Below are 8473 nucleotides of genomic sequence, written 5' to 3'. Positions count from 1 at the left end.
GGGCCTGCGCCCCAGACACGATTTTGGACATGGCCGCTGAGCCGGCCATGTCCAAGCCTCCTTCTTGATCCCCGCCTGCAGCGGTCGTGAGGCTTTCCGCAAGCATTCTCTTTGCATCCGCCAATGTCGCACTTGCAGCCGCAAGGCGGCTTCGTTGCGGTTTTCCGCAACTCAAAATGGGTGTTTCTACCCTTGAAAGCACCAAAGTGGTGCTTTACATATTTAAGCATGCCACAAAGTACACACACATCCACTTTGCGCTACGATCTTGCTCCTGACGAGCAGGCGAAGAAGGCTTTCGAGGAAACCTTCGAAGCCTATGCGGCCATGCTGGCTATGCTGGACGATCTCGCCTCGGAAAAAGGCGGCGCCAATCTCGTTACCCTGCATGAGCTTGCCTACGAGACGGTGCGCGAGCGCACCCATCTGCCGGCCCGGCTGGTAACGCTCGGCCTGCGCGATTTCGCTTCCAACCGGAACCATGCGGCGAGGCCCGACCGGTTGCCGCTCGACGACAAGCTTTTCGCCATCAAGGGGCCGTCGATGCTGACCATCGCCACCGTACAGGGTCGCGTGTCCGTTCCCTATGACGTGGCGGGGTATTCAGCTGGCGTGTCCGGCATCTTTCCCGCGCAACTCGTTGCGCAGAACGGCAGCTACCAGATCCATATCGGTGTCACCACGCACGCGAACAGAACGGAGAAGACGATCATGACCAATGAAGGCATCCTTTCCCGCATGGGCCGCCTGATCGCCGGAATGGCGAATGCGGCTATCGACAAGGCCGAAGGCACCAACAAGGTCGCCGTCGTCGAACAGGCGCTGCGCGAAATCGATACGGCCGCCGACGAAGCGCGAGCCGATCTCGGCAAGTCGCGCGCCGAGGAATACCGCATCCTCAGCCGACGTAACGAGATCGGGTCTGACCTGCAGGCGCTGGACGAAAAGATTCGCACGGCGGTCACAGCCGGCCGAGACGATCTTGCCAAGGCCGGTGTTGCCCGCCAGATCGATCTGGAATCGCAGCTGGCAGCCCTCGATAAGGCGCTTGCCAATGCCCGTGAACAGTTGGCCGAAGGGAGCCAGGCGCTGCAGGCGGTGCTTGCCACCCGCCGCGAGGCCGAGGAACAGCTTGTCGCGCTGAAGCGCAGCCTTGAGCAGTTTCCGGAAGCCGGCGAGGGTGCGCAGGCACGCAAGAACCCGGCCGATGGCGCCGCCCGCGCAGCCGCCACGGTGTCTCGCCTGACCGGCGTTGCATCCGGCGATCACAAAGCCTCCGCCGAACTGGATGAACTCGACCGCCTGCACCGCGAACAGGCCATAGAGACGCGTCTCGCCCAGTTCAAATCTCATCAGACCTCTGGCCAGAACTGACGCCCATGGACCTTTTTCTTGCCCCTCAGGCGGCACCGTTCGCAGTGGCCAGCATCATTCTCGTCACCATCACGGTGCTCGAGATGGGCTGCCTTCTGCTTGGTGTGTCGCTCAGCGAGCTGGTCGACAAGGCGATGCCGGAAGGGCAGGGCGGCGGGCTTTCGGGCCTGATGTCCTGGGTCAATCGCGGCGGCGTGCCCATCCTCGTGCTGCTGATGATCTTTCTCGGCTTTTTCGCCATCAACGGCTTTGTGCTGCAGGCGGTCGCTCGCGCCATCTGGATGCCGCTGCCGGCGGTGCTGGCGTCGATCCCGGCCTTCGCAGTCGCCATTCCGCAGACGCGTTGGGCAAGCAGCCTCGTTTCGCGCATCGTCCCGCGTGACGAAACCTATGTCATCGATCCGGCCGATTTTGTCGGCCGGCTTGCCGAAGTCACTGTCGGCCCGCTCGACCAAGGGCTGCCTGGCCGCGTGCGTACCAAGGACCGCCACGGCAACTGGCACACGCTGCGCGCCCGCGCGGCGGTTGATGCCGATACCATTCCGATCGGCGCGGAAGTCCTGCTCGTCGATACCGTTTCAAACGTCTTCATTGCCATCGTTGCACCGTCGGACATGACCACGGAGCCGAACCCAAACTCTACGGAGCTTTCATGATATACGATCTGTTGTTGCCGGCCGGCATCGGCCTTGTCGCGATCTTCGGCATCGCCTTCATTGTCGCGTCGCTCTACACCCGCTCCAGCCGAGACGAAGCCTATGTCCGCACCGGCCTCGGCGGCCAGAAGGTCGTGCTCGACGGCGGTTCCGTCGTGCTGCCGATCTTTCACTCGATCGCCCGCGTCAACCTGAAGACGCTGCGACTGGAAGTGCGCCGCGGCGAGGGTGATGCTCTCATCACCAAGGACCGCATGCGTGTCGATATCGGCGCCGAGTTCTATGTCCGCGTCAAGCCGGATGCCTCCTCCATCGCGCTCGCTGCCCAGACGCTGGGTGACCGCACCAATGATGCCGAACAGTTGCGCATCCTCATCGAAGCGAAATTCGTCGATGGCCTGCGCTCGGTGGCCGCCACGATGAACCTGGACGCCTTGCAGGAACAGCGCATGGACTTCGTCAAGGCCGTGCAGGAAGCCGTCGGCTCAGACCTGCAGTCCAACGGTCTCGAACTGGAATCGGTATCGCTGACCCGTCTCGACCAGACCGATATCCGGCATTTCAACGCCAACAACTTCTTCGACGCCCAGGGTCTGGCCACGCTTACCCGCATCACCGAGGCACGCAAGAAGGAACGCAACGAGATCGTCCGCGATACGGAAGTTGCGATCGCCCAGAAGGATCTTGAGGCCCGCCAGCGTTCGCTCGAGATCGAGCGCACCAAGCGCGAGGCGGAACTGAACCAGGAACGCGACGTCGCCAACAAGTCGGCGGCCACCCGCGCCGAAACCGCGCAGCAGGAACAGGCCGCCAAGCGCGCCGAGGAAGAAGCTCGCATCGCTTCGGAACAGGCGATCGCCGAACGCGAGGCACTTGCCAAGCAGGCCCGCGAAAGCGCCAATATCGACGCCACCCGCGCCGTCCAGCAGCGTGACACGGAAGCCCGTCGCGACCTGCAGATCGTCTCGCAGGAAAGCGCCATCGCGGTTGCCAACAAGAGCCGCGAAGAGTCCGAATCCAAGGCCCGCGCCGAGGAAGCCCGCGCGCTGGCGATTGCAGCCGAGGAAAAGGTGTCGACCGCCAAGGCCGTCGAGATCGCCGAGCGTGAACGCCAGATCGCCATCATCGACGCCCGCAAGAAGGCCGAGACCGAGGCGACTGCCGTCACCGTCGGCGCCGAAGCTGAAAAGCAGGCGGCCGTCGACCAGGCCGATGCCATCAAGACGCTTGCCAACGCTGAAGCGGATGCCGCCATCATCCGCGCCAAGGGCGTGCTCGAAACCGGCAAGGCGGAAGCCGAAAGCGAAGCCCTGCTCAACGAGGCGCGCAATCGCTTGAGCGCCGCCATCATCGATTACGAGATCCTGCGCGAGCGTATCCGCATCATCCCGCAGGCGCTGGCGGAAGCCGTCAAGCCGATCGAGAAGATCTCCGATATCCGTATCTTCGACACCGGCGGCATGCTGGGTCGTGGCGGCGAAGGCGGTGGCTCGGGTATCGGCCTCGGCGAAGGTCTTGCCGGCCAGTTGCTGAACTATCAGGCCAACAAGTCTGTGCTCGACCAGTTGCTGAAGGAAGCGGGCTTTACCGGTGAAAACGCGATCGCCTCGCTGATGGGGGATCTGCAGGCGCCGGCAAAACCCAAGGCGACCGAAAATGCCTTGAAAGGCCCTCAGCCCGACAAGGCCTGATCAGACGACATGACGTGAGGGAGGGGGCGGAATCTCCGTTTCCTTCTTTTCCTGTCGGGCAATGCCGGCAGCTTGAGAGCATGGTGTGGAAACGGGGCCTCAAAAACTAAAAGTTGACTTTCGGTGCTTTGATCACTATTTAGAGTTTACCGATATTTTTCTTGCCGAGATTTGGTTACTGCGCGATTGGCACCGCGTATTGAACGACCCTCCCTTTAAAGCATCGTTATCATCATCCGCGACGCTTCCGCGTTGCGGTCCACGTCTATTGCTATGAGAGGGTTCATCATGACCACTGGCACAGTTAAATGGTTCAATTCCACCAAGGGTTTCGGCTTTATCCAGCCTGACAGCGGCGAAGCCGACGCATTCGTGCACATCTCCGCCGTTGAGCGTGCAGGCATGCGCGAACTCGTAGAAGGCCAGAAGGTCTCCTTCGAGCTGGAACGCGACAAGAAGTCCGGCAAGATGTCTGCCTGCAATCTCCAGGCCGTCTGATCCGGTATCCGCTTTCGTGTGACCACGGATGTACTGGCACTGCCGAAAGCGTAGGACACAGAAGGTCAGGCCAATGCCTGGCCTTTTTGTTTCCTGAAGACAGCGCTGTGGGCCATATGCGGCGCACATAAGTCGCTTTATCAGTTTAAAGTCTGCTCATTGCCTGAAGCTGAAACCGGCTTTCGGGATTATGCGCTGTCACTGACACCGGGGAAAACAATGAACGAGCAACACAGCAAGGCGCGACAAACCGCCGAAAAGGCATTCGACAAGACGAAGGTTCAGACCACGGCACGCGATCGCGCGCACGAAGAACTGGACTCGGTTGTGAAAGCTCGTCAAGAAAAGACTTCCCGCCTCCGGGAGGCGCGTTTGGCCATGGAAGCACGAAGTGCCATGCCTGATGCTGCAGCTAGTCCGGACGCGAACGTAAAGAAGTCCTAACCCGTCCATATTATTGATTTGCTTGAAAGTGATATGTTGAGCCACGCTGCGCTTCGTCACGTAGAGGAAGAACAAAAGAAATGACCAGCACGACCACCGCCATTCTGACTGTTGAGTTGACCCCAACCCAGATCCGGGGACTGAAGCTCGCGAAAGATGGCGACCTTCACCCGCAAGAGGGCAACAGGTGGACCCACCTCGGCGCTGCCGTCACGTATGCGAAAACCGATCGCTTCAAGGAACGTCCCTTGAAAATCAAGTTTGCGACGACGGCAACGCTCAACCAGTTGCGGGAATACGGTCTTCTGCAGGGCCTTGACCAGAATGCTGCAGATGCCGAATGCCCGCATGGCATAACGATGGCAGGCAAGATGTGGCTGCTCAAGCACAAGTAAGGATCATGGCCGTCTCATCTGGGCGGCCGGATCACGATCGGCACGATGCCGGCAACGATGGTCTCGTCGAAGATGACGAGGGCGGCGAAAGCCTTTTCGATTGCCAGGCATGTGGCGCCTGCTGTTCCTATTCCGAAGAATGGCCAAGGTTCACCACCGAAAGCGATGAAGCCCTGGATTTGATCCCGCTACAGTTCGTGGCGGCGGATCAACGGGGCATGCGCTGCGAAGACTCACGCTGCTCGGCCCTTACCGGCCGCGTGGGTGTCAGCACATCCTGCGGCGTCTACGATGTCCGTCCCGATGTCTGTCGAGAATGTTCCCCCGGAGATTACGCCTGCAAGACGGCGCGGGCAGCTTTCGGCATCAAGTGATGGCGTGCGGCGGGCACATGCCCCCTGCTGACCAATGCCGTCCGGAAAACCTGTCTCAGCCATCCCCATCTTTTGGCGCTGTAGCGTGCTCAAAACACTCGATCAGCATCTCCGTCAGCACACGGACCTTTCTCGCCGGGTGCTGCCCCGGCGGACGGATGACATAAATCCCGGCCGGTGGCGGCGGAAAACGTGTCATGACGGCAACGAGCGCGCCGGACGCCAGATGCTCCTCGGTCACGCCGTCCGGAATCCACGCGATGCCGACCCCTGCCAAGGCAGCGGCCGCCAGCGCTATCGCGTTATCGGCCTTGAAGCGGCCGCGTGGATGAACCGTCACGATTTCGTCGCCATCCATGAATTGCCAGGGTTCAGTTCCCTGCATGAGCGCCTGATGGCCGGCCAGATCCTCCGGTGTTTCGGGAGAGCCGTTTCTGCGAATGTAATCGGGGCTCGCGACCAGCTTTCCGTAAAGCGGGCCGACGCGTCGGGCGATCATGTTGGAATCCGGCAGATAACCGACCCGGATGGCGCAATCAAAACCTTCGGAAACGAGATCGACGAACCGATCGCTATAGGCCGTATGGATGTGCAGTTGCGGATGCCGCTGCGCCATGTCCGCCAGCACATGGGCAAAATGGGTGGGTCCGAAAGACAGCGGCACCGCAATCCGCAAACGCCCGCAAAGATCGCCGGTCGGCAGGATCGTCTCTCTTGCCTGATCGATCTCGACGCAGACCCGCGCCGCATGATCACGAAACGTCAGGCCCGCCTCGGTGAGGGCGGCCCCGCGGGTGGTACGCGCCAGAAGCTGGACACCAAGATCGTCTTCCAGCCGGGCAAGCCTTCGGCTGACCATCGATTTTGAAATCCCCAGCCGCCGCGCGGCAGGTGAAACGCCGCCGGCATCGGCCACTTCCACGAATGTTCTTAGCTCCTCGATATCCATTCGGCGTTCCTCAATCTGCGACACACTTCGGCATTTCTGGAGGCTACCGTATCGAAAACGGGAATGACAGTGTCCGCGTCGCAGGCGGCGTTGCTGTCGGCGCATGCCTGCCGGGAAACCTTGCTCACACAAAATGGCAGCGGAGGATTATTTATGACTTTTCGTAACGGCCTTGCTTCACTTCTTCGTCCCGAAGATTCCGTCGTGGTTCTGATCGACCACCAGCCCTATCAATTGGCAAATCTGAACAGCCATGAACCGCAAATGGTCATCAACAACACCGTTGGTCTGGCCAAAGCGGCGAAGGCATTCGGCGTGCCGACCATCCTGACGACCGTGATCGCCGATCGGGGTGGAAAGCTGTTTCCGCAGATCGCCGAGGTGTTTCCCGGCCAGGAGATCATCGACCGCACATTCATCAATACCTGGCAGGACCAGAAGACGGTGGATGCGGTGAAGGCGACCGGCCGCAAGCAGTTGATCATTGCGGGCCTGTGGACGGAAGTCTGCGTCGCCATGCCCGCAATACAGGCGCTCGGCGAAGGCTGGGACGTGACGGTTGTCACCGATGCTTCGGGTGGCACTTCGGTCGAAGCGCATGAAGTCGCCATCCAGCGGATGATTGCCGCAGGCGCAAACATGACGACCTGGCTGGCTGTCGCATCGGAATGGCAACGTGATTGGGCGCGGATGGAAACGGCTCAGAAAATCACGGAAGTCGTCGTGCAGCACGCTGGTGGCAGCGGCATTGCCTATCTGTGGGAGCAACAGCTGCTCAACACGCCGGTGCCGAACCCGGCCGGTTGATCCGGGCGGATCGATAATCGACCCACAAAGAAAAAGCCTCCTGCGATGCTCGTCGCAGGAGGCTCATCAAATGCTTGCTCGACAAACCGGCTTATGCGTCGAGATAACGCTCGGCCAGTCGTGCCCACATGGCCGAACCCGTGGTCAGGCTGCCGTCGTTGAAGTCGTATTTCGACGAATGCAGGATCGGCGAATCCTTGCCATTGCCCAGACGCAGGAAGCTGCCGGGGCGGTGGTGCAGGTAGTAGGCAAAGTCTTCGCTGCCGGGCAGCGGCGGGCAGGTGGAGACGTTCTCGGTGCCTACCAGTTCCTGCGCCACTTCATTGGCAAAGGCGGTTTCTGCCTCGGAATTGATCACCACCGGATAACCGTATTCGTATTCGATTTCCGCAGTCGCGCCATGGCCTTCGGCAACGCTTGCCGTCAGCTTGCGGATGCGCTCTTCCAGCAGTTCTGCGACTGCCGGATCGAAATAGCGCACGCTCATCGAGATCTTTGCGGTGTTCGGAATGACGTTCGAGGCTTCACCGGCATGGATGGTGCTGACGGTGACGACAGCCGTCTGGGTCGGGTCGACATTGCGCGACACGATCGACTGCAGCGTCACGACGAGATTGCAGGCAATCAGCACCGGGTCGACGGTCAGATGCGGACGCGAAGCGTGGCCGCCCTTGCCGACAATGGTGATCTTGACCGTGTTGCCGCCGGCCATGATGGCGCCCGGACGGGTCAGAAGCGCGCCGGCAGGCATGCCCGGATGGTTGTGCAGCCCAAAGATGGCGTCGATCGGAAAACGCTCGAACAGACCGTCGGCGATCATCTTCTGCGCGCCGCTCTGCTTGCCGGCTTCCTCGGCGGGCTGGAAGATCAGCGTCACAGTGCCGTTGAAACGTTTGGTGCGGGCCAGATATTCTGCAGCACCGAGCAGCATGGTCGTGTGGCCGTCATGGCCGCAGGCATGCATTTTTCCGGGAACCGTGCTGGCATAGGATGCGCCGGTTTCTTCCAGGATCGGCAATGCGTCCATGTCGGCGCGGATGCCGATGCTCTTGGTGCCGGTGCCGTTCTTCAGGGTCGCGACAACGCCGTGGCCGCCGACATTGCGGGTGACCTCGTAGCCCCAGCCTTCCAGCTTGTCGGCCACGTAACGGGCGGTTTCTGCCTCTTCGAAGGAGAGTTCCGGATGGGCGTGCAGGTGCTGGCGAGTTGCCTTCAGTTCGGCTTCCATCGCATCGAAATCGGCAACGCGGGCGTAGAGATTGTCTTGGGTGGGCATGGTCTATCC

10 protein-coding genes are annotated in these 8473 nt (G+C 60.9%); 8 read left to right on the top strand and 2 right to left on the bottom strand.

Annotated elements, in window-relative coordinates; genetic code table 11:
- The first annotated feature begins 228 nt into the window (after positions 1-228).
- From AAIH70_RS15765 to AAIH70_RS15735, 7 genes are all read left to right on the top strand, one after another.
- Complete coding sequence (locus AAIH70_RS15765) at positions 229-1374, top strand: PspA/IM30 family protein (protein ID WP_132274415.1); 1146 nt, start codon at positions 229-231, stop codon at positions 1372-1374.
- A 5-nt stretch (positions 1375-1379) separates the two neighbouring features.
- Complete coding sequence (locus AAIH70_RS15760; protein ID WP_132274412.1) at positions 1380-2030, top strand: OB-fold-containig protein; 651 nt, start codon at positions 1380-1382, stop codon at positions 2028-2030.
- Positions 2027-3721, top strand: a complete 1695-nt coding sequence (locus AAIH70_RS15755; RefSeq protein WP_132274409.1) for a flotillin family protein — start codon at positions 2027-2029, stop codon at positions 3719-3721. Before AAIH70_RS15760 ends, AAIH70_RS15755 begins: the two co-directional genes overlap by 4 nt.
- A gap of 288 nt (positions 3722-4009) precedes the next feature.
- Positions 4010-4219 carry a cold-shock protein gene (locus AAIH70_RS15750; RefSeq protein ID WP_132274406.1) on the top strand — a complete coding sequence of 70 codons (210 nt, stop codon included), beginning with the start codon at positions 4010-4012 and terminating at the stop codon, positions 4217-4219.
- A gap of 219 nt (positions 4220-4438) precedes the next feature.
- On the top strand, positions 4439-4663 hold the full coding sequence (locus AAIH70_RS15745) for a hypothetical protein (protein ID WP_132274403.1): 225 nt from the start codon (positions 4439-4441) through the stop codon (positions 4661-4663).
- 80 nt (positions 4664-4743) lie between these two features.
- A complete protein-coding gene (locus AAIH70_RS15740) occupies positions 4744-5058 on the top strand; it encodes a hypothetical protein (protein WP_132274400.1) in 315 nt (104 codons plus the stop codon).
- A gap of 5 nt (positions 5059-5063) precedes the next feature.
- Positions 5064-5432 (top strand): YkgJ family cysteine cluster protein, encoded by a 369-nt coding sequence (locus AAIH70_RS15735; RefSeq protein WP_132274397.1) that lies wholly within the window; start codon positions 5064-5066, stop codon positions 5430-5432.
- A 55-nt stretch (positions 5433-5487) separates the two neighbouring features.
- On the opposite strand, the gene AAIH70_RS15730 is transcribed toward AAIH70_RS15735, so the two are convergent.
- Complete coding sequence (locus tag AAIH70_RS15730) at positions 5488-6381, bottom strand: LysR family transcriptional regulator (protein WP_132274394.1); 894 nt, start codon at positions 6379-6381, stop codon at positions 5488-5490.
- A 153-nt stretch (positions 6382-6534) separates the two neighbouring features.
- Between AAIH70_RS15730 and AAIH70_RS15725 the strand changes: the two genes are divergently transcribed.
- Positions 6535-7188 carry a hydrolase gene (locus AAIH70_RS15725; protein WP_132274391.1) on the top strand — a complete coding sequence of 218 codons (654 nt, stop codon included), beginning with the start codon at positions 6535-6537 and terminating at the stop codon, positions 7186-7188.
- Between the two features lie 91 nt (positions 7189-7279).
- Here the strand turns inward: AAIH70_RS15725 and AAIH70_RS15720 are convergent, their stop codons facing one another.
- Positions 7280-8464: a M20 aminoacylase family protein gene (locus AAIH70_RS15720; protein WP_132274388.1), complete on the bottom strand. Its 1185-nt coding sequence runs from the start codon at positions 8462-8464 to the stop codon at positions 7280-7282.
- Positions 8465-8473 lie beyond the last annotated feature (9 nt).

Source organism: Neorhizobium sp. BT27B (genome assembly GCF_050455485.1).
Taxonomy (GTDB): domain Bacteria; phylum Pseudomonadota; class Alphaproteobacteria; order Rhizobiales; family Rhizobiaceae; genus Neorhizobium.
Note: the sequence above shows the minus strand (reverse complement) of the source record. Positions and strands in the feature narration are given on the sequence as shown.

Excerpts from the sequence above, each read along its gene's own strand:
- AAIH70_RS15765 (WP_132274415.1), top strand. The coding sequence starts at position 229 with ATGCCACAAAGTACACACACATCCACTTTGCGCTACGATCTTGCTCCT.
- AAIH70_RS15760 (WP_132274412.1), top strand. The coding sequence starts at position 1,380 with ATGGACCTTTTTCTTGCCCCTCAGGCGGCACCGTTCGCAGTGGCCAGC.
- AAIH70_RS15755 (WP_132274409.1), top strand. The coding sequence starts at position 2,027 with ATGATATACGATCTGTTGTTGCCGGCCGGCATCGGCCTTGTCGCGATC.
- AAIH70_RS15750 (WP_132274406.1), top strand. The coding sequence starts at position 4,010 with ATGACCACTGGCACAGTTAAATGGTTCAATTCCACCAAGGGTTTCGGC.
- AAIH70_RS15745 (WP_132274403.1), top strand. The coding sequence starts at position 4,439 with ATGAACGAGCAACACAGCAAGGCGCGACAAACCGCCGAAAAGGCATTC.
- AAIH70_RS15740 (WP_132274400.1), top strand. The coding sequence starts at position 4,744 with ATGACCAGCACGACCACCGCCATTCTGACTGTTGAGTTGACCCCAACC.
- AAIH70_RS15735 (WP_132274397.1), top strand. The coding sequence starts at position 5,064 with ATGGCCGTCTCATCTGGGCGGCCGGATCACGATCGGCACGATGCCGGC.
- AAIH70_RS15730 (WP_132274394.1), bottom strand. The coding sequence starts at position 6,381 with ATGGATATCGAGGAGCTAAGAACATTCGTGGAAGTGGCCGATGCCGGC.
- AAIH70_RS15725 (WP_132274391.1), top strand. The coding sequence starts at position 6,535 with ATGACTTTTCGTAACGGCCTTGCTTCACTTCTTCGTCCCGAAGATTCC.
- AAIH70_RS15720 (WP_132274388.1), bottom strand. The coding sequence starts at position 8,464 with ATGCCCACCCAAGACAATCTCTACGCCCGCGTTGCCGATTTCGATGCG.